This window comes from Methylophaga sp. UBA2496, from assembly GCF_002341635.1.
Lineage (GTDB): Bacteria > Pseudomonadota > Gammaproteobacteria > Nitrosococcales > Methylophagaceae > Methylophaga.
This window is the reverse complement of sequence record NZ_DDOK01000008.1, coordinates 206323-227150: the sequence shown is the minus strand read 5'-3', so window position 1 is coordinate 227150 and position 20828 is coordinate 206323. Positions and strand designations below refer to the sequence as shown.

General features: G+C 46.0%; 22 protein-coding genes. 16 read left to right on the top strand and 6 right to left on the bottom strand.

What is annotated here, in order from left to right; genetic code table 11:
* Window positions 1-75 precede the first annotated feature (75 nt).
* The 3 genes from B2W60_RS13145 to B2W60_RS13135 all read right to left on the bottom strand — a co-directional run bounded on the left by B2W60_RS13145 (window position 76) and on the right by B2W60_RS13135 (window position 2437).
* On the bottom strand, window positions 76-1305 hold the full coding sequence (locus B2W60_RS13145) for an ammonium transporter (protein ID WP_292361382.1): 1230 nt from the start codon (window positions 1303-1305) through the stop codon (window positions 76-78).
* Between the two features lie 18 nt (window positions 1306-1323).
* Window positions 1324-1662, bottom strand: a complete 339-nt coding sequence (locus tag B2W60_RS13140) for a P-II family nitrogen regulator (protein ID WP_292361381.1) — start codon at window positions 1660-1662, stop codon at window positions 1324-1326.
* Between the two features lie 61 nt (window positions 1663-1723).
* The gene (locus B2W60_RS13135; RefSeq protein ID WP_292361380.1) at window positions 1724-2437 is read right to left on the bottom strand and encodes a TorF family putative porin; all 714 of its coding nucleotides are present in this window, start codon (window positions 2435-2437) and stop codon (window positions 1724-1726) included.
* A gap of 288 nt (window positions 2438-2725) precedes the next feature.
* On the opposite strand from B2W60_RS13135, the gene lgt reads away from it, so the two are divergent.
* Window positions 2726-3520 carry a prolipoprotein diacylglyceryl transferase gene (gene lgt, locus B2W60_RS13130; RefSeq protein ID WP_292361379.1) on the top strand — a complete coding sequence of 265 codons (795 nt, stop codon included), beginning with the start codon at window positions 2726-2728 and terminating at the stop codon, window positions 3518-3520.
* Here the strand turns inward: lgt and B2W60_RS13125 are convergent.
* Entirely contained in the window at window positions 3492-3851 is a 360-nt protein-coding gene (locus tag B2W60_RS13125; protein WP_292361378.1) for a diacylglycerol kinase, read from the bottom strand. The two genes, lgt and B2W60_RS13125, sit on opposite strands and share 29 nt — an antisense overlap.
* Before the next feature lie 156 nt (window positions 3852-4007).
* On the opposite strand from B2W60_RS13125, the gene mnmG reads away from it, so the two are divergent.
* From mnmG to glmU, 15 genes are all read left to right on the top strand, one after another.
* A complete protein-coding gene (mnmG, locus tag B2W60_RS13120; protein ID WP_292361377.1) occupies window positions 4008-5891 on the top strand; it encodes a tRNA uridine-5-carboxymethylaminomethyl(34) synthesis enzyme MnmG in 1884 nt (627 codons plus the stop codon).
* Window positions 5891-6517 (top strand): 16S rRNA (guanine(527)-N(7))-methyltransferase RsmG, encoded by a 627-nt coding sequence (rsmG, locus tag B2W60_RS13115; protein ID WP_292361376.1) that lies wholly within the window; start codon window positions 5891-5893, stop codon window positions 6515-6517. Before mnmG ends, rsmG begins: the two co-directional genes overlap by 1 nt.
* A gap of 5 nt (window positions 6518-6522) precedes the next feature.
* Complete coding sequence (locus B2W60_RS13110) at window positions 6523-7305, top strand: ParA family protein (protein ID WP_292361375.1); 783 nt, start codon at window positions 6523-6525, stop codon at window positions 7303-7305.
* A 19-nt stretch (window positions 7306-7324) separates the two neighbouring features.
* Window positions 7325-8188: a ParB/RepB/Spo0J family partition protein gene (locus B2W60_RS13105; RefSeq protein WP_292361374.1), complete on the top strand. Its 864-nt coding sequence runs from the start codon at window positions 7325-7327 to the stop codon at window positions 8186-8188.
* Between the two features lie 217 nt (window positions 8189-8405).
* Window positions 8406-10247, top strand: a complete 1842-nt coding sequence (locus tag B2W60_RS13100; RefSeq protein ID WP_292361373.1) for a methyl-accepting chemotaxis protein — start codon at window positions 8406-8408, stop codon at window positions 10245-10247.
* 265 nt (window positions 10248-10512) lie between these two features.
* Entirely contained in the window at window positions 10513-10887 is a 375-nt protein-coding gene (locus tag B2W60_RS13095; protein ID WP_292361372.1) for an ATP synthase subunit I, read from the top strand.
* A 7-nt stretch (window positions 10888-10894) separates the two neighbouring features.
* Window positions 10895-11794 carry a F0F1 ATP synthase subunit A gene (gene atpB, locus B2W60_RS13090; RefSeq protein WP_292361371.1) on the top strand — a complete coding sequence of 300 codons (900 nt, stop codon included), beginning with the start codon at window positions 10895-10897 and terminating at the stop codon, window positions 11792-11794.
* A 57-nt stretch (window positions 11795-11851) separates the two neighbouring features.
* Entirely contained in the window at window positions 11852-12085 is a 234-nt protein-coding gene (gene atpE, locus B2W60_RS13085) for a F0F1 ATP synthase subunit C (RefSeq protein WP_292361370.1), read from the top strand.
* Window positions 12086-12130: 45 nt separating this feature from the next.
* A complete protein-coding gene (locus B2W60_RS13080) occupies window positions 12131-12601 on the top strand; it encodes a F0F1 ATP synthase subunit B (protein ID WP_292361369.1) in 471 nt (156 codons plus the stop codon).
* Between the two features lie 12 nt (window positions 12602-12613).
* Window positions 12614-13144: a F0F1 ATP synthase subunit delta gene (locus B2W60_RS13075; RefSeq protein WP_292361368.1), complete on the top strand. Its 531-nt coding sequence runs from the start codon at window positions 12614-12616 to the stop codon at window positions 13142-13144.
* A gap of 24 nt (window positions 13145-13168) precedes the next feature.
* Window positions 13169-14710, top strand: a complete 1542-nt coding sequence (gene atpA, locus B2W60_RS13070) for a F0F1 ATP synthase subunit alpha (RefSeq protein WP_292361367.1) — start codon at window positions 13169-13171, stop codon at window positions 14708-14710.
* A 14-nt stretch (window positions 14711-14724) separates the two neighbouring features.
* The gene (gene atpG, locus B2W60_RS13065) at window positions 14725-15591 is read left to right on the top strand and encodes a F0F1 ATP synthase subunit gamma (RefSeq protein WP_292361366.1); all 867 of its coding nucleotides are present in this window, start codon (window positions 14725-14727) and stop codon (window positions 15589-15591) included.
* A 50-nt stretch (window positions 15592-15641) separates the two neighbouring features.
* Window positions 15642-17018, top strand: coding sequence for a F0F1 ATP synthase subunit beta (gene atpD, locus B2W60_RS13060; RefSeq protein ID WP_292361365.1), 1377 nt, complete (start codon window positions 15642-15644; stop codon window positions 17016-17018).
* 18 nt (window positions 17019-17036) lie between these two features.
* Window positions 17037-17459 (top strand): F0F1 ATP synthase subunit epsilon, encoded by a 423-nt coding sequence (locus tag B2W60_RS13055; RefSeq protein ID WP_292361364.1) that lies wholly within the window; start codon window positions 17037-17039, stop codon window positions 17457-17459.
* Between the two features lie 95 nt (window positions 17460-17554).
* On the top strand, window positions 17555-18931 hold the full coding sequence (glmU, locus tag B2W60_RS13050; protein ID WP_292361363.1) for a bifunctional UDP-N-acetylglucosamine diphosphorylase/glucosamine-1-phosphate N-acetyltransferase GlmU: 1377 nt from the start codon (window positions 17555-17557) through the stop codon (window positions 18929-18931).
* Window positions 18932-18936: 5 nt separating this feature from the next.
* Here the strand turns inward: glmU and B2W60_RS13045 are convergent, their stop codons facing one another.
* A complete protein-coding gene (locus B2W60_RS13045; protein WP_292361362.1) occupies window positions 18937-19377 on the bottom strand; it encodes a hypothetical protein in 441 nt (146 codons plus the stop codon).
* Complete coding sequence (locus B2W60_RS13040; protein WP_292361361.1) at window positions 19359-19928, bottom strand: Panacea domain-containing protein; 570 nt, start codon at window positions 19926-19928, stop codon at window positions 19359-19361. Before B2W60_RS13040 ends, B2W60_RS13045 begins: the two co-directional genes overlap by 19 nt.
* Window positions 19929-20828 lie beyond the last annotated feature (900 nt).

Here is a 20828-nt window from a genome sequence, read left to right as displayed (position 1 = left end):
AACCTTATTTAGGACGGGTCACAGACATAAAAAAGGGCAGGTAAAACCTGCCCTTTTTGTTATGTCGAGAATGACTTAGTTAGAATTATTAGTGAATTCTGGGTATGCTTCCATACCACATTCCACCAAATCCACACCTTCGTATTCTTCTTCTTCGGTCACACGCAGACCCATAATCATTTTCAGTACGCCCCAGACAATTAAGCTGGCAACGAATACCCAAACAAAGATGGTTACTGCACCGATGATTTGTGCTGAGAAAGTGGCATCTGGATTAGTCAGTGGTACTGCCAGCAGACCCCAGATACCCACTACACCATGCACAGAGATGGCGCCGACAGGATCGTCAATCTTGATTTTATCCATAAAGACGATTGAGAACACCACAATGGCGCCACCAACTGCACCGATAATGGTTGCAATTAATGGAGTAGGTGTATCAGGGCCAGCGGTAATAGCCACCAGACCTGCCAATGCACCATTCAGAATCATGGTTAAATCCGCTTTGCCAAACAGCAGCTTGGCAACGATAAGCGCAGCAAGCACACCACCGACCGCCGCCGCATTGGTGTTCATGAAGACAACGGCAACAGCGTTTGCATCAGCAACAGAGGCAGTCGCTAAGACTGAACCACCGTTAAATCCAAACCAACCCATCCACAGAATGAATGTACCCAGTGTGGCTAAAGGCAGGTTTGCACCCGGAATCGGGCGAACTTCACCATTAGGACCGTATTTACCCTTACGAGCTCCCAATAAGATAACGCCTGCTAATGCTGCAGCAGCACCGGCCATGTGAACGATACCTGAACCAGCAAAATCGAGATAACCAATATCACCCAGGTTGAACAAACCAAATACATCTTGTCCGCCCCATGTCCAGCTACCTTGTAAAGGATAAATAAAGCCCGTTAAAACGACGGCAAATGCAGCAAAGGACCAAAGTTTCATACGTTCAGCTACAGCACCCGAAACAATAGACATTGCAGTCGCAACAAAAACTACCTGAAAGAAAAAGTCTGCAGAGGGAGAGTATGTCCACTCATCTGCAACACCATCTTCAAGAATCCCGGATAGGAAGATTGCGCCATCGTACATAATGCTATAACCGACAATCATGTACATGGTGCAGGCAATAGCAAACAGCATAACGTTTTTAGTCAGGATTTCAGTGGTATTTTTTGCCCGAACCAGACCCGCTTCAAGCATAGAAAAACCAGCTGCCATCCACATGACAAAGGCACCACTTATTACGAAATAAAAGGTATCTAAGGCATATTGGAGTTCAAAGATTTCATTTTCCATTATCAATACTCCCTAAGCTTACAGGGCATCTGGGCCGGTTTCGCCTGTGCGAATCCGAACCACTTGCTCAAGTGGGTAAACGAAGATTTTGCCATCACCGATTTTGCCAGTGTTAGCACCCTTGATGATAGCTTCGATAACCTGTTCAACGATGGCATCATCAATTGCGATTTCCAGTTTTAACTTCGGCAGGAAATCGACAACGTACTCCGCACCTCTGTATAACTCAGTGTGCCCCTTTTGACGTCCAAACCCTTTTACTTCAGAAACCGTTAAACCTTGCACACCGATTTCGGAGAGTGATTCACGGACATCATCAAGCTTGAACGGCTTGATAATAGCTACAACTTGTTTCATAAGCGTATTCCTTCTTTAGAATAATCGCCCTGCAATAGCAGGGCGATTCACAGATAAGGTCTTAGAATGTTTTCGAAACACTGAAAGAAAAGATATTGTCGACCAGATCTTTATCACCAGCGAAGTCTTCACCATCACTGTCAGTGTCAGTCCATGTTAAGGCGAAATCCAGGTCAAACATGGTTTTAGAAACACCAATCAGATAATCAGTGTAGCTTTCACCGATATCGCTATCTAAGTCCTGATAACCGATACCAGCCATCAGGGTAATGTCATATGGCAGACCGTATTCAAAACCAAGATTATAGTATGTGCCGTCTTCATCCAGATTCAGGAAGTTGCTGGAGTGTGCAATACCGAAACTGAAATAGCTGTAGCTTAAGCTACCGTAGATTTCATTAAAGTCAGCACCGCCACCTGTACCAGGATAGTAGTAACGAATCGCACCGATATCATAGCCGATACCAGTTTCGCCAATTTCATTGGCAAAACCACCGTAAAGGTTGAACTCTGAACTAAAATCGGCATCATCAAAATCTACATTTGATGCCCAGGTACCGACATACAATCCAGAGGCATGGCCGTAATCAATCCCGCCTTGAATGGTTGGGTTGTTATCGGTTTGTGAAATACCACGGAAAATGTAATCACTACCTATTAAGACGTTGGCTGTTACTGAATGTGCTCCGTCTTCGCTTTCCCATGCCATTGCTGATGAAGTCGCTAAAACTGTTGTGGCAGCAAGACACATTGCTGAGAGCGTTTTGAATTTCATGTATATCTCCTCGTTTGAATTGTTTTAGTCTTTTTTGAATCCGATGCGTTGATTTTTTACAACACCGTGTATTCAGACTGCCACAACTAACGCAGTTTACATGCCAGTTTTAAAAAGTATTTATTATTCAATTAGATATGGTAATTTGCGGCAAATCTTTCATTACTGAAAGGGTTATTTTGGTGCGACCATGAAAATCCCACGCCCAAAATTGGTGCAAAATTCTGTTAATGAAGATTCATAGCGGGCTTGTTATGATGCGTGCACCAAAGTCTATGAGAACAAAATATGAATTATCCGCAGATTGATCCTGTTGCGCTTGAGCTCGGACCATTGGCCATTCATTGGTATGGTTTGATGTATCTGTTTGGTTTTGTCGCGGCCTGGATGTTAGCCAGATGGAGAGCGAATGATTATGGCTGGGAAAAATCTCAGGTAGAAGATTTGCTTTTTTATGGCGCGATCGGGGTGATCCTGGGTGGCAGGATTGGTTACGCCTTATTCTATGATTTACTCAATGTTATTAATAATCCACTGAACCTGTTTAAAGTCTGGCAGGGAGGCATGTCTTTTCATGGAGGTTTGTTAGGAGTTTTGATAGCCATCTGGCTATTTGGTCGAAAATCCGGAAAATCTTTTTTTGAAATCAGTGACTTTGTTGCACCATTAGTACCGTTAGGCTTATTTTTTGGGCGGATAGGTAATTTTATTAACGGGGAATTATGGGGCAGAGTATCGGATGTCCCCTGGGCAATGGTGTTTCCAACAGGAGGACCGCTGGCTCGGCATCCTTCACAGCTCTATCAGGCATTGTTGGAAGGTTTGTTGCTATTCGTTATTTTGTGGTGGTTTTCGGCCAAAACGCGTCCACGGGCGGCAGTATCAGGTCTGTTTTTATTAGGATATGGCAGTTTCCGCTTTGCAGCAGAATTTTTCCGGGTGCCCGATCCACAATACGGCTATCTGGCGTTTGACTGGTTTACTATGGGGCAGCTGTTATGTGTTCCGATGATCATAGCCGGATTGGTTATGATGTTTTGGGCTTATCAACGATCTAATCCAGCAAAATCATCAACCAGGTAGCAGCACTCAATAACAAAGTCAGTAACACAGCAAGCGATCCATAGTCCTTGGCTCGGCCAGACAGTTTGTGTACATCGGTGCTTACCCGATCAACAACACACTCAATGGCCGAGTTAAGTGCTTCAACAATCAGTACAGCCACTAATGAGGCAATCATCAACAGTCTTTCCGCGGGTGTAACATCAAGAAAAAAACTGACGATTCCCAGCAGTAACAGCAAAATAAATTCCTGCCGGAAGGCAGATTCATAACGAATTCCGGCATACAGTCCTTGTAACGAATAGACTAAAGCAAACATTAACCTTTTTATGCCAGTGTTTTTTTCAATCATGAGATCTCTGCCGGATTGTGATAATCAAAATTAATGAAGATTCAGTCAGGCATTTTTGTCATAACTGAACCATAAATGATTGAAATATTAGGCAAAGATTATGACTGCCATGTTAAAATCTGCAGTCTTTTACAAGTTTTTTATCGCGGGTGAGTTATGCAGTATCAGGATCAATATGATGTGATAGTCGTTGGCGGTGGTCATGCCGGCACCGAAGCTGCGTTGGCGGCAGCTCGCCAGGGCGTAAAAACACTTCTGTTAACACAGAACATCGAAACATTAGGGCAGATGAGCTGTAACCCGGCGATTGGCGGGATCGGTAAAGGTCATTTAGTCAAAGAGATTGATGCATTGGGTGGCATCATGGCCAAAGCGGCTGATCTCGGCGGTATTCAGTTCAGAATTCTGAATGCCAGTAAAGGTCCGGCAGTGAGAGCTACTCGTGCCCAGGCCGATAGAATCCGTTATAAAGCCGCCATTCGTGCTGTGCTGGAGTCACAACCCAATCTCTATTTATTCCAGCAGGCTGTTGATGATTTGATCGTTGAAAACGGTCGCGTTGCCGGTGTTGTCACCCAGTCGGGTTTACGGTTTGGTGGTAAAGCCGTGGTACTCACTGTCGGTACGTTCCTCGGTGGTGTAATTCATATCGGTATGCAACGTCATCAAGGTGGTCGGGCGGGCGATCCTGCCTCTGTTGCATTGGCTGAACGTTTGCGTGCGTTACCTTTCCGCGTTGATCGTCTAAAAACTGGTACACCGCCCCGTATCGCCAGTAACAGTATTGATTATTCACAATTAGCCGAACAGCCGGGAGATAATCCGACACCAGTATTTTCATTTCTTGGCAAACGTGAACATCATCCGCAGCAGATTTCCTGTCATATCACCCATACCAATGAAAAAACGCATGAGGTGATTCGTAACAATTTGGATCGTTCACCAATGTACAGTGGCGAGATCGAAGGCATTGGTCCACGTTACTGTCCATCAATTGAAGACAAAGTGGTGCGTTTTGCCGATCGTAACTCACACCAGATTTTCCTCGAACCCGAAGGGCTGGACTGTAATGAAGTCTATCCCAATGGTATTTCCACCAGCCTGCCGTTTGATGTGCAATATGAGATTGTGCGTTCAATGAAAGGTTTGGAAAATGCCCATATCACTCGTCCGGGTTACGCTATTGAATACGACTTTTTTGACCCACGTGATTTAACACCGTGGCTGGAAACCAAACACATGCCGGGCCTGTTCTTTGCCGGTCAGATTAATGGCACGACGGGTTATGAAGAAGCGGCTGCCCAGGGTTTGATCGCCGGTCTGAATGCCGGTTTGCAGACACGTGAACTTGAGCCCTGGTATCCACGTCGTGATGAGGCCTATATCGGCGTATTAATTGATGACCTGATTACTTCCGGCACCAAAGAGCCTTATCGTATGTTCACCAGTCGGGCAGAATATCGTCTGATGTTACGTGAGGATAATGCCGATTCCCGTCTGACGCCGATTGGTCGTCAGTTAGGTATTGTCGATGATGCGCGTTGGGCGGTATTCAGTGCCAAGCTGGAAGCGATTGAGTCTGAAAACAACCGTCTGAATACCACTCGGATCTCCCCGGAAAAGATAGATCAGCAACGAGCCATTTCAGTGTTGGGTGAGCCACTGGCCAAAAGTAGCACAGCGATTGAATTATTACGCCGTCCCAGTGTGGATTATCAAGGCTTGATGACCTTATTGAATGAAGAGCAATTGGTCGCAGATGATGTGGCCGAGCAGGTGATGATCCAGGTGAAATATGCCGGTTATATCAATCGCCAGCAGAATGAGGTCAACCGTCTGCAACGTAATGAAAGCACCATATTGCCAGCCGATCTGGATTATCACAATGTACGGGGTTTATCCAATGAAGTTCGTGAAAAACTGCAAAATGCCAAACCCCAGAGTTTAGGTCAGGCTGCCAGGATTTCCGGTGTCACGCCCGCTGCCGTCTCGTTGTTATTGGTGCATCTGAAACGTTCCGGATGGAGTGAAGCGAGCTGATGGGTTCAGATTTAAAAGCACAGCTCGATAAGGGCTGTGCTGAACTGCAATTACAACTTTCCGAAGAGCAAAAAACACAGCTACTGGATTATCTGGCACTGCTGCAAAAATGGAACAAGGTCTATAATCTGACCTCGGTGCGTGATCCGCAAACCATGTTGACGCGACATATCCTTGATAGTTTGTCATTAATTCCGTATCTGAACTGCACTAACCTGTTAGATGTTGGGAGTGGAGCAGGACTGCCCGGTATTCCAATTGCTATCTGTTTTCCGCAAATGTCAGTCACCCTGCTCGATAGCAATATCAAAAAAACACGTTTTTTACAGCAGGTGAAAGCCGAGCTGAAATTGAATAATGTGACGGTAATACATGGCAGAGTAGAACAAATAACTTTGCCAAAATTTGACGTTGTAACCGCTCGGGCATTTGCCACAATCGCTGAGATTATTGATTTAGCCGCGAGACACTGCGATGATGCTGGCAGCCTGGTTTTGATGAAAGGCGTCTATCCGGAACAAGAACTCGCAGCAATTAAAAGCGGTTTCAAACTGCAGGATATTGTCACGCTGAACGTACCGGGAGATCAGGCTGAAAGGCATCTGGTAAGACTGATTAAGGATTAGCATCAGTGGGAAATATATTCGCGGTTACCAATCAGAAGGGCGGTGTCGGTAAAACGACCACCACAGTAAATCTGGCGGCTTCACTTGCTGATTCTGGCAAGAAAGTATTAATGATTGATTTAGATCCGCAGGGTAATGCGACCACCGGTTGTGGCATTGATAAAGATGCCATCGAAATCAGCAGTTATGACGTTATTATGGCTGAAGCCAAAGCCAGTGATGCGATCATTCGCCCGGAAGGCTTGGGCTTTGATGTGATGCCAACCAATACCGATTTGACGGCAGCAGAAGTCCAGTTGCTGGAAATCAAACTTCGTGAGCACCGGCTTAGATTGGCGCTGGAATCCAGTAAGGAAAAATACGATTTTATCCTGATCGACTGTCCGCCATCTTTGAGCATGTTAACAGTCAACGCGCTGGTCGCTTCAAAAGGTGTCTTGATTCCGATTCAATGTGAATACTATGCGTTGGAAGGACTCACCTCGTTGTTGCGTACTATCGAACGGGTAAAACAACGCGCCAATCCGGCATTGGAAGTCACCGGTATGGTGCGCACCATGTTCGATGCGCGTAATAATCTGGCCAATCAGGTGTCACGCCAATTGATAAGTCATTTCCAGGGTAAAGTCTTTCATTCGATAATTCCGCGTAATGTTCGCTTAGCCGAAGCGCCCAGCCATGGTCTGCCTGTGTTAAATTATGATCGAACTTCGCGTGGCTCAATTGCCTATATGGCTTTAGCCAGTGAATTGATGCGACGTGATAAAAAAGCGACAACGGCAAGCTAACACACAGGTATTCCTAAATATGGTAAGTAAAAAAAGAGGATTAGGCAGAGGACTGGATGCACTGTTAGGTGACGTCAATCAGGACGAAAACAGCCTGAATGACAGCTTGCAACATTTTCCGCTGGACATGATTCAACCCGGCAAATATCAGCCACGCATGGATATGTCTCAGGAATCCCTTGAAGAACTTGCCGACTCCATCCGTTCTCAAGGTCTGGTGCAACCGATTGTGGTGAGACCGATTGACGGCGGGCATTACGAAATCATTGCCGGGGAACGCCGCTGGCGGGCTTCCAAGCTGGCTGGCCTGGAAAGTGTTCCGGTTTTGATCAAAGATGTGTCGGATCGCAATGCAATCGCGATGGCATTGATTGAGAACATTCAACGCGAAAATCTCAACCCGATGGAAGAGGCCAATGCCTTGCATCGACTGCGTGAAGAATTTGAATTAACCCATCAGCAAACGGCTGAAGCTGTGGGGAAATCCCGCGCCACCATCACTAATTTACTGCGTCTGCGTAATCTCAATGATGATGTGAAAAAGTTGCTGGAAAACTGCGATCTGGAAATGGGCCATGCCCGAACGTTATTGGCTCTGGAAGGTGAAAGTCAGTCAGAAGCCGCTTTGCAGATCGTTGAAAAGGGTCTGTCTGTCCGTGAGACAGAACAGCTTATTCGTCGTCTGTTGAAATCCTCCCCGGCAGATAAACAGGAAGTCCCTCAGCCATCACTGGAAGAAATCGAGCGACTCGAACAGCGTCTTGCTGAAAAACTGGGTAAAGGCTTTAGTATCAAGCACCGCGCCAATGGCAAAGGAAAACTGGTTTTTGATTATTCCAATGTTGATGAGCTAAAACACCTGATTAAACAAATTGGGGTTTAAAAAGATAGTCAGAGATCAATTTGCACAGAACGGGTGAAGTCTATGTTTCACTCTGGTGCAACTTTGTTTACCTTACTGCAAGTTAGATGACCTCCATTCAGCACCGTTTTTTCTAACATCTCATTTTTAAAAGCATTGCATATCCATTCACGCGTGTCAGTCATTGCTGGACTGACAATTGCATAGCTCTGTTGAATCGACATTTATGGAGTCAGCAATGAAACTGTTGGACAGAATATTTAATTCATCAGAGTTCAATGAGCCTCCGATTGCAAATTCTTTGGAGCAGGATGAGGCGACATCCCCCCAACAATTTTCTGAGGCAGAAAAGCGTTTTTATCGTTCCCTGCAATTAGTAAGCAGCCAGACAGCACAGCTTTCACGACAGATTTTCCGCGCGCTGGAGGTACAGCAAAACTTTTTATCAGAAATCGGCCAGCGTACTGACAAACTGGATAGTGAACTCAGGCAGGCTAATGATTACCTGAATAGCTCAAACTCTACGGTTGGCGCATTACAGGCACAAATAGACGTGGAAGTGCGGGATGTGAATGGCGCTGTCGGGCAGGCAATGCAAGACATATCACTTACTCTCAATGAAAAATCCAATAGTGTTACGCAAGTGCTGGATGGCATTCTGGAAATCGGGCGTGGCGTGAATATGCTGGCGCTAAATGCGGCTATTGAAGCAGCGCGTGCCGGGGAGCACGGCCGGGGATTTGCCGTCGTGGCTGATGAGGTTCGAAGACTGGCTGCCGTAACCATGGAGCAGGCGCAGCAAGCAGCCAAACAGCTGGATTTTACAGAGGTTAACACTGAACTGGATCATATCCGCGAAACCAATACCGAAAGACTGAACAGTTTTGTTGAGGTTATTCAATCTGCTACCGGTCAGCTCACCGAATTGTTTCAATCTATCAGTGAGCAACTGCGAGCGATTATGGAAAACACGGCGGTGATTTTTGAAACGCTGGATTTAAACAAAGGCGTTATGCAGCGCATACATGGCAAGAACAAGATCATTAACGATGTGGTTGAAGATATGTCCAGCGGTTTGGAAAAAATTGATATTCAGTCAGCGCAGATCGAGCCAGCCGTAAAAGCAATGGATAACACGCTGAAAAAACTCTTTTTGGTGCCGGATGCATCGCATGACCAACTCGATGATATTTTGCGGCGAGGAACATTGCGAGTGGCGATAGAACCCAATTTTGTTGGTCTGTCATTTCGTGAAAAACTCGGTGAGCCACTGAAAGGGCTGGATGTAGATTACGCCAGAGCATTTGCACGGTTCCTTGGCGTTGAATGTGAATTTATCGAAGCGCCATGGGATATGTGCACTGAATTACTTACCGCAGGTAAAAAATATGGTGAGCCGCCTGCAGACGTTGTGATCAGCGCACTTCCCCCATCCGCTGAATACGACAATGTTGCTTATTCCGAGGCCTATACCTATCTGCATTGGGTGTTGGCTCGCAGAAAGGGTGACAGCAATATCTCCCGGCTGGAAGATCTCAATGGCAAAGTAGTGGGTATTATCAATGATCCAGCCGCTTTTCAGGTGCTTGAAGATCAAGGTTTGCGCTGGAGTAGCAACGAAGGCAAAGCGGATGGAAGGATTAAACTGGAAAATTTAATTGCCTATTCCGATCAGACCCGAATTCATAATTGTCTGTCGGATGGCGTTGTCGACGCTTTTGGCGTAGATCTGCCTATTTATTACTGGGCCTGTGAAAATCCAGCCAGCCCCTGGTTTGGCAAGATTGAAATTATTCCGGGAAATATTGCACCGCAACCGTATTACTACACGATGGCCGTGAATGCGTGGGGATCAAGCTATCGGCTGTTGGCCAAAGCCAATGAATTTATTGCCTGGTTCAAACAACAGCCTGAACGTAAACAAATTGAGCAAAAATGGCAGGGGTCGCCAGTCAGTGGTGAAATCAGCTATCGCGATGAACCGGGTAATTTGATGGGAGAAGCGGAGCTTAAAAAGTTATATCAGGCGCATTGTTTAAAATTCGATCTGCAACCTAAATCCCTTGATCTTCAAGATTAAGCCGGGTTCCCAATGCATCACCTTTAAAAGCCTGATGGGCTGAAATAATGCTTTCTTCGGGAAAATATCACAGGCAAGTTTTTGCAAAACCAGAATCATAAATGGAATCTTTCACAGTGAAAAAATCAGGATTAAGCGAATTCATAAATCTGCAAATTTAATCTGCCTGAAATAAATTAAGCGAGATAGTCGTTGACCATGCAAAGCATAGGTCTATATAATTCCCTGATTTGCTTAAGGCAAAACTAAGATCCAGCGGATAAAAATGGAGCAATTAACCAGGGTCAGGCCCGTCAATCAGCTGCTAAAAACCCAGTTTATAGCGTTGCTGATCATAGTGGCTTGTGTCTCATGGTTACATGGCAAGGATGTCGCCATAGCCGTATGCTTTGGAGGCATGATTAGTGTGGCTAACACACTATTGTTGAAATGGCATTTACTGAGAACAGTCATGAAGGCTGGTGCCAATCCGGCAAAAAATCTCGGTGGCATATACAGGTGTATTGCAGAACGATGGGTTTTTACCCTGGCCATGTTTGTGGTTGGCTTCGTGGTGTTTGAATTTACCGCGTTACCGCTACTGCTCGGCTTCGTCGCGATACAAGTGGTTTTATTGTTTGGAAATATGAAACGGGCTTGAGACAAACATGGCGGAAGAATTAACAACTTCAGGATACATCAAGCATCACCTTCAGAATCTGACTTTCGGTCAGAAACACGAAGAGATAGAGCCGGGCGTATGGGCTCCGACAGGTGATTATGGTTTTGCGATGTCTTCTGGTGAGGCGGCGCAAATGGGTTTTTGGTCCATCAACGTCGACACCATGTTTATGTCGATTTTACTTGGCGGTTTGATGATGTGGTTTTTCCGCAGCGTTGCCAAAAAAGTCTCCGCCGGCGTCCCGACCGGCACACAGAATTTCGCAGAATGGATAATGGAGTTTATTGACGACACGGTTCGTGGTTCATTCAGCGGCGGTAAAAATACTCTGGTTGCTCCGATGGCATTAACCATCTTTGTCTGGGTTTTCCTGATGAACCTGATGGACTTAATTCCGGTAGATGTTATTCCCCTGGCCGTGGCTCACGGTGCATCAGCCATATTCGGTGTTGATCCGCACGATGTGTTCTTCAAAATCGTCCCGACAACCGATCCAAATGCCACGCTTGGCATGGCATTATTCGTTTTCTTACTCATGCTTTATTACAGTTTCAAAGTCAAAGGCGTCGGTGGTTTCGTTGGCGAACTGACCTTGCAGCCTTTTGGTAAATGGGCGCTGCCTATCAACCTTGTGCTGGAAACTGTCACCTTGATTGCAAAACCATTTTCACTGGCATTACGGTTGTTCGGCAACATGTATGCAGGTGAAATGGTGTTCATTTTGATCGCTACCATGTACGGTGCCGGTCTTGTTCTGGGTTCTTTTGCCGGTCTGTTACAGGTTGGCTGGGCGATTTTCCATATTCTGATTATTACGTTGCAAGCATTCATCTTTATGGTGCTGACCACGGTATATATGGATATGGCACATCAGGAACATCATTGAGTTTGATTGAGTTGTAACTTTATTTTTTTAGTCTTTAGACGTTCGTAGGAGAGAAAAATGGATATGGGTTTAGTTTATATTGCGGGTGCACTGATGATTGGTCTGGGTGCTCTGGGTGCGGCCGTTGGTGTCGGTCTGTTGGGTGGTCGTTTCCTGGAAGCTGCTGCTCGCCAACCTGAATTAGTGCCAATGTTGCGTACACAGTTCTTCCTGGTTGCGGGTCTGGTTGACGCGGTACCAATGATCGCTGTTGGTTTGGCAATGTATGTACTGTTCGCGGTAGCTGGTTAAGATCATTAACTCAACTCCCAATAGCGATAAACAAGAGGTACAGGCATGAATATCAATGCAACCTTGATAGGCCAGCTAATTGCCTTTGCGATTTTCGTCGCATTCTGCATGAAGTACGTCTGGCCGCCTATCATGCAGGCGTTGGAAGAACGCAAAAAGAAAATCGCTGATGGTCTGGCTGCGGCAGAACGTGGTCGTCATGAACAAGAGTTGGCAGAAAAACGTGCCCAACAGGTAATTCATGAAGCAAAAGATCAGGCAAGCGAAATCGTTTCTCAGGCACAGCGCCGCGGAAATGAAATTGTCGATGAAGCCAAAGGCACTGCGCGTACTGAAGGTGAGCGAATTCTCTCTTCTGCCCGTGCAGAAATTGAGCAGGAAGCGAACCGCGCCCGTGATGAACTGAGAGCACAAGTTGCGACAGTTGCACTGGCAGGTGCTGGCAAAATCCTTAGTCGTGAGATTGATGACAAAGCCCACACCGACCTGCTCGATGAGTTGGTCAGCCAAATCTAGAGGAATCATAGGATGGCAGAATCAATAACCATCGCTCGCCCCTACGCATCAGCCGTATTTGCGATTGCACAAGAAAAAGGCGACATGCAGTCATGGTCTGAGCTGCTTAGTGTACTGGCGCAATGCGCTGCTACTCCCGAGGTGCAATCCATATTGGTGAGCCCTGCGGTCAGTGATGAACAGGCAGTTAATCTGCTTGCCGATATCACTGGTGAGCTCAGCACAGATGCTCGTAGTTTTCTGCTGCTTCTGGCAGAAAACAATCGATTGCTGCTGTTGCCGGAAATTGCAGAGCTATATGAAGAGTTACGCGCCGATGCGGAACAAATGCTGTCAGCCGATGTGATAACCGCACGGCCGTTGACGGATGAACAAAAAAGCAAGATTGCTGCTGCACTTAAAAAACGCCTGGGTAAAGAAATCACCCTCAGCGAAAGCGTAGACGAAAGTCTGCTGGGCGGCGCAATCATTCGGGCAGGCGATCTGGTAATCGATGGATCTGCCTTAGGTAAATTGAACAGACTGGCCAGCGCGATAAGCTAAGCGGCCCGTAAAGAGGAAACAGAGATGCAACTGAATTCAGCAGAAATCAGTGACCTGATTAAAAAGCGAATTGAAAGCTTTGACGGGGCTACTGAAGCACGAACAGAAGGCACCGTAGTCGGTGTTACCGATGGTATCGTGCGCATTCATGGTCTTGCCGATGTCATGTCCGGGGAAATGCTTGAGTTTCCAGGCAACACTTTCGGTATGGCTCTTAACCTGGAGCGCGACTCAGTCGGTGCCGTTGTTCTGGGCGCATACCAACATATTTCTGAAGGCGACAAAGTCAAATGTACTGGTCGTATTCTGGAAGTTCCAGTAGGTGAAGGCCTGTTAGGACGTGTTGTTGACTCACTGGGTAAACCAATTGACGGCAAAGGTGACATTCAAGCCACCGGCTCTTCTCCAATTGAGAAAGTCGCGCCAGGCGTTATCGCACGTCAATCAGTTGACCAGCCATTACAAACCGGTCTGAAATCAATCGATGCGATGATTCCCGTCGGCCGTGGTCAGCGTGAGTTGATTATCGGTGACCGTCAAACGGGTAAAACAGCGATTGCGGTTGATGCCATCATTAATCAAAAAGGTACAGGCGTTAAATGTATCTATGTGGCGATTGGTCAAAAAGCGTCTTCTATCGCGAACGTCGTTCGCAAGCTGGAAGAACATGATGCACTGGGTCACACCATCATCGTTGCCGCTTCTGCTTCTGATTCAGCTGCTTTGCAATTTATTGCGCCTTACGCGGGTTGCTCAATGGGCGAATACTTCCGTGATAAAGGCGAAGATGCACTGATCATCTATGATGACTTAACCAAACAAGCCTGGGCTTACCGCCAAGTATCTTTGTTATTACGTCGTCCACCAGGTCGTGAAGCTTATCCTGGTGACGTTTTCTACCTCCACTCACGCCTGCTGGAACGTGCAGCACGGGTAAACGAAGATTACGTAGAAAAAATCACTAATGGTGAAGTAAAAGGCAAAACCGGTTCACTGACTGCGTTGCCAATTATTGAAACCCAGGCCGGTGACGTTTCTGCTTTCGTACCGACCAACGTAATCTCAATTACAGATGGTCAGATCTTCCTGGAAACAGATTTGTTTAACGCCGGTATCCGTCCTGCGATTAACGCCGGTCTGTCGGTATCACGTGTGGGTGGTGCTGCTCAAACCAAGATCATTAAGAAACTGGGTGGTGGTGTTCGTCTTGATTTGGCTCAGTACCGTGAACTGGCAGCGTTTGCTCAGTTTGCTTCTGACCTTGATGAAGCAACCCGTGCTCAGATCAGCCGTGGTCAACGTGTAACTGAGTTGATGAAGCAGAAACAATATCAACCATTGTCAATTGCTGAAATGGCGATTTCTTTGTTCTCTGCCAACGAAGGCTTCCTGGATGATGTTGACGTTAGCAAAGTCGGTTCATTTGAAGCGTCATTGCTGTCAACCATGCGTTCACAGCATGCTGAACTAATGGACACTATCAACACTACTGGTAATTTTGATGACAATATCGCTGGCCAGATGCGCAGCGCGATTGAAAAATTCAAAGCCAACGGTAGCTGGTAAGCGAGGCATAATTCATGGCTAGCGGTAAAGAGATACGTACGCAGATAGCAAGCATCAAAAGCACGCAGAAGATCACCTCTGCGATGGAGATGGTGGCTGCCAGTAAAATGCGTAAGGCTCAGGAACGCATGGCGGCAACACGTCCTTATGCTGACAAGATCTTGAATGTCATTCAGCATCTGGCTTACGCCAATCCGGAATACAGACATCCTTATTTGCAGGATCGTGAAGAGAAACAACGCGTAGGTTATATCGTGGTTTCTTCGGATCGTGGTTTATGCGGCGGTTTGAACAATAATCTGTTCAAGGAAGTGCTGCACGAAATCAAATCCAAGTCAGATAAAGGCCTGCAGGTTGATATCTGTGCAATTGGTCAAAAAGCCTCAGCATTCTTCAGCCGCTTGCCAGTGAACATGGTTGCACAAGTTACCCAATTGGGTGATGCACCACGCGTTCATGAACTGATTGGTAGCATCAAGGTTATGTTGGATGCTTACGAGTCTGGTCATATTGATAGTCTGTACCTTGTTTATAACCAGTTTGTGAACACCATGACGCAGGAAGACACGTTTATTCGTCTGTTGCCTGCGACTCCGGGTGCGCCAAGCGAGGAAATGTCTCATCACTGGGATTATATTTACGAGCCGGATGCGAAAGAAGTTTTGGATGATTTGCTGGTCCGTTACATCGAGTCAGTGGTTTATCAAGGCGTTGTTGAAAACATTGCTTCTGAACAAGCATCACGCATGATTGCGATGAAAAATGCGTCTGACAATGCCGGCGATCTTATTGATGACCTGCAACTGGTTTACAACAAAGCTCGCCAGGCTGCGATTACACAGGAAATCTCTGAGATTGTTGCGGGTGCCGCTGCGGTCTAACTGAATTAAAAGGGCTGAGCAGCCCGAACTTATTTGAAAGAGGAAGCAAGATGAGCTCTGGAAAGATTGTACAAATTATCGGTGCGGTCGTTGACGTGGAATTTCCCCGCGACAGTCTGCCAAAAGTCTACGATGCCTTAATGGTTGAAGAAGTCGGTTTGACCCTGGAAGTACAACAACAATTAGGTGATGGTGTTGTTCGTGCAATCGCCATGGGTACGACAGATGGTCTGAAACGCAGCCTGGCAGTCAGCAACACTGGCAAGGCGATCAGCGTTCCGGTCGGTCAAAAAACACTGGGCCGTATCATGGACGTATTGGGTAACCCAATCGACGAGAAAGGCGACATCGGTGAAGAAGAGCGTTGGGGTATCCACCGTAAAGCACCTGCATTTGATGAACTGTCTGCCAGTAACGAATTGCTGGAAACAGGTATCAAAGTTATCGACCTGGTTTGCCCATTTGCTAAGGGTGGTAAAGTCGGTCTGTTTGGTGGTGCCGGTGTAGGTAAGACCGTCAACATGATGGAGCTTATCCGTAACATCGCTATCGAGCACAGTGGTTTCTCGGTATTCGCTGGTGTTGGTGAGCGTACTCGTGAAGGTAACGACTTCTATCACGAAATGACCGATTCAAACGTAATCGACAAAGTATCACTGGTTTACGGTCAGATGAATGAGCCACCAGGTAACCGTCTGCGTGTAGCGTTGACTGGTTTGACCATGGCGGAATTCTTCCGTGATGAAGGCCGTGATGTATTGTTCTTCGTTGATAATATTTACCGTTACACATTGGCCGGTACTGAAGTATCCGCCCTGTTAGGCCGTATGCCTTCAGCGGTAGGTTATCAGCCAACACTGGCCGAAGAAATGGGTGTTTTGCAAGAACGTATTACCTCAACCAAAACCGGTTCTATCACGTCTATACAAGCGGTATACGTACCTGCGGATGACTTGACTGATCCATCTCCTGCAACCACCTTCGCTCACTTGGATGCGACCGTTGTATTGTCACGTTCAATTGCCGAATTGGGTATTTACCCTGCGATTGACCCGCTGGATTCAACGTCACGTCAGCTGGATCCATTGGTTGTTGGTAACGATCATTATGATATTGCTCGTGGTGTTCAAAACACCCTGCAACGTTATAAAGAACTGAAAGATATCATCGCGATCCTGGGTATGGATGAATTGTCTGAAGAAGACAAATTGTCTGTATCACGCGCTCGTAAAATTCAGCGTTTCATGTCACAGCCATTCTTCGTTGCTGAAGTATTCACCGGTGCACCTGGTAAATACGTTTCACTGAAAGATACTCTGGCTGGTTTCCGTGGCATTCTGGATGGTGAATATGATTCACTGCCAGAACAAGCGTTCTACATGGTTGGCACCATTGATGAAGCGATTGAGAAAGCCAAAAAGTACTAATCTCTTGGGAGGTAGCTGATGGCTATGACAATTCATGTTGACATCGTAAGTGCTGAAGAATCCATTTATTCTGGATTGGTAGAAGCGGTAATTGCCTCGGCACAAGAGGGTGAGGTGGGTATTTACCCACGTCACGCTCCATTGCTGACACGGTTAAAAGCCGGTGAAGTGCGGTTATTAAAAGACGGTAAGGAAGAGCAGTTTTATATTTCCGGTGGTGTGCTGGAAGTTCAACCTCATATCGTCACTATTCTGGCCGATACCGCATTACGCGCAGATGATGTAAATGAAGCCGCTGCTTTGGAAGCCAAAGCCGCAGCCGAAAAAGCGCTCAACGATAAATCAGCCAAAATGGACTTTGCGGAAGCACAAGTTCAACTGGCAGAAGCGATGGCACAGTTACGCGCCATTGAAAGAGCACGTAAAACACGTAAGCATTAATCACGAAAGTGATGACCCAGAAAAGGCTGTCTTCGGACGGCCTTTTTTGTTTGCAGGTCTTTGCTAAACTACAGAGCTGATACAAGGAATCTTTTATGTCTCTGGCTATTATTATTCTCGCTGCCGGTAAAGGCACCCGCATGAAATCCGCCAAACCCAAGGTGATGCACACTCTGGCAGGCAAACCCATGTTACAACACGTTATTGATACCGCTAAACAGCTTTCTCCAAGCCAGTTAGCCGTGGTCTGTGGTAATGGTGCTGACGAAGTCGTGCCGTACCTGCAAAATCAGCAAATCGATGTTGTGATGCAGCATGAACAGAAAGGTACCGGTCACGCAGTAGAGCAGGCCAAAACCAGTTTTGCTAACAGTGAACAGGTCTTAGTGTTATACGGCGATGTGCCGCTAATCACAACGGATACGCTGCAGGATTTGATTGAATCAGGCGACAACAACAGCCTGAAAGTACTGACAGCAATATTGGAGGATCCCACCGGCTATGGCCGTATTGTGCGTGATTATGACGACAATATGCTGTGCATCACCGAAGAAAAAGATGCCGATGAAGAAACCAAACTCATCAATGAAATCAACACCGGCATTATGTGCATCCCGGCTAAATGGCTCACAGAAGCCTTGTCCCAGCTTGATAACAACAATGCCCAGGGCGAATATTATCTGACCGACTTGATTGCCAAAGCCGTTAATCAGGGTATCGAAATCAACTCCGTCACCTGCGAAGATGAAATGGAAGTGGCTGGCATCAATAACCGCGTGCAGCTGGCTGAGGTAGAAAGTTACTATCAGCAACTCAAAGCAACAGAGTTAATGATGTCAGGTGTCACTTTCCGTGATCCGGCAAGAGTCGATATACGTGGTGATATAAAAGCAGGGCAGGATATTACCATCGATATCAACGTCATCTTCGAAGGCAATAACACCATAGCCGACAATGTCAGCATCGGTGCCAACTGCATTCTTATTAATAGCATCATCCATGAAGGAGCAGAAATCCTGCCTAACAGTATTATTGAAAACGCCGAAGTGGGTGCTAACTGCTCAGTAGGACCCTTTGCCAGACTGCGCCCAGGCACTAAGCTCGCCGCCAAAGCCAAAGTCGGTAACTTCGTAGAAGTCAAAAATGCCAACATCGGCCTGGGTTCCAAGATCAACCATCTCAGCTATATCGGCGATACCGATATGGGGGCGGATGTAAATATTGGGGCAGGTACCATTACCTGTAATTATGATGGGGCGAATAAACATCGTACGGTGATTGGCGATCGGGTGTTTGTTGGTTCGGATACGCAGTTGGTTGCACCGGTTACTGTTGAGGATGGGGCTACTATTGGGGCTGGGTCTACTATTCGGAAGACGGCTCCTGCTGATGCGTTGACGTTGACTAAGTCGGAGCAGAAGACGGTTAAGGGGTGGCAGAGGCCGGTTAAAAATAAGCAGCCATTTAAGTAAAAATCTTATGCAGCGAGTTCGTCATTAACCCTCTCGAATGGTTGTTTGAAGGGAGATGGATGCTCAAGGCACACTTGCAAAATGTTATGTGCAACAACGCTAGGTTTACAGATAACTTGAGTGTGAATAATCCCGTCAGAAATATCACCTGGGTAATGTGGATCATTTCCGCTTCTATAAAACATATAACCAAAATGGTAGTGAAATAGATTGAGAGCTTTTGATTGCTGCATAAAAGCTTCTCTCATAGGCGAGTTTACAAATGGCATTTTCCAACTAGGTTTGTACTTACCTTGCAGGTCATGAGGTGGTCTATGGCCATTTTTGATTGGTAAAATGAAATTTTTGAATAATGTCTTTGAGACATTTTCATCCATGGACTTTAGCTCAATTAATGATTTTTTTGTGAAATTAACTAAATGCTGGGCTACTGAGCTTGAATCCATTTGTAAAACTCTTCTTCCGTTGATATGTCATCAGGTAATGAAATAAAAGTGGAATCAACACTATCAAGCACTGTTGATAATTGAGTATCTTGAATTTCACTAATTTGCTTGATAAAGAAATTGCGCATTTGATCATGACTAATTTCAGCGCCATCAACTTGCTCAGTTTCTTCATTATAGTGCTCTCTCCATGGTGCTTCTTGATGAGTTTGGTTTCGTAAAAACCAAGCTCCTTTGTTACCCCATTTATCAAGAACAAAATCAATAATATCTAAGACCATTTTAGGGAGAGATCCTAAGTCTACAGGTTGATAACTACCACCGGGAATGTAGGCGGAACCATAAATTTTATATGTGTGATAGAGGGAAGGAACCACGGGGCCATGATCCCACGCTTCAATTCTATCAATAAACATAGGCTCACCCGTCGCCGCTAAGTAATAGCCTTGGCAATAGTAAGCAAGTTTCTGTAATTTGAGATTCGAAACCGAAATATTTCGCTCTGAAGATTTCTGCAAGAGAGCAGAAGATATTGTAGTTGGGTTTAACATCCATTCTCCCCAAATGATGATTTATTCATCATACAGCCGGAAATTATACCGGAAATAATCTGAATTCAACAACTTATGTGCCTTTAAACATTCTGAGCATTAGTACATGTCTAAAAAATTGGACTTTATGATAAAGGCTCAAGTTCGTTCCTGACCTATTTATCCCTAAACTCAAATTCCACTACTAACTCCATAAAGCAAGCCCGATAGGTTAGATTGAGGAGCGAACCCCAACGTTAAATTTAATATCTCAAATCACATACATCGGTAACAGTTTAATTCAACTACATGGCTTACACCCGGATCGCCCAATAACTTGTATTTTGACATCCAATTTAGCAATTTCGGACTAAAGCCCGAGTTCATTTCTTTTGTTTGCCCAAAAGAAACGAACCAAAGAAAAGGGCACCCGATATTGCCTTGAGTCCAAAAATTAACCTTGTTTTATGGCGTGGCCGAAAATTGATTCGTGGCATCCCTGCCACTCACCCTACGGGCGCCTCCGGCGTCCAAATTTGTTCCAGACAAATTTGTCGCTGTGCTCAAACACTCGATCACTTCATCCATAAAACAAGGTTAATTTTTGGCGGCAATAGACGGGATGAATGCGGTCGGTAGGTTGGCGCTGAGCTTGCGAAGCCCAACATAACACTCTTGTAAAGATTGTTGGGCTTCATTGCATTTAGCCCAACCTAAAGCCACTCCCTAATCCCCTTTTGTGTTGACGAGTAGCGGCTTTTTGTCAGGATGAGAGACTTACCTGTCTGAGCGAAGCGAGTTTGGTGAGTCTCCCTGACAAAAAACGCAACGCAGTGGAGCCGCAGGCCAACACAAGGGGTGCCCTGGGGTTGTTAGGGGAATGGGCACGCATTCCCCCTGACTCGACATCAAGTCGAAATA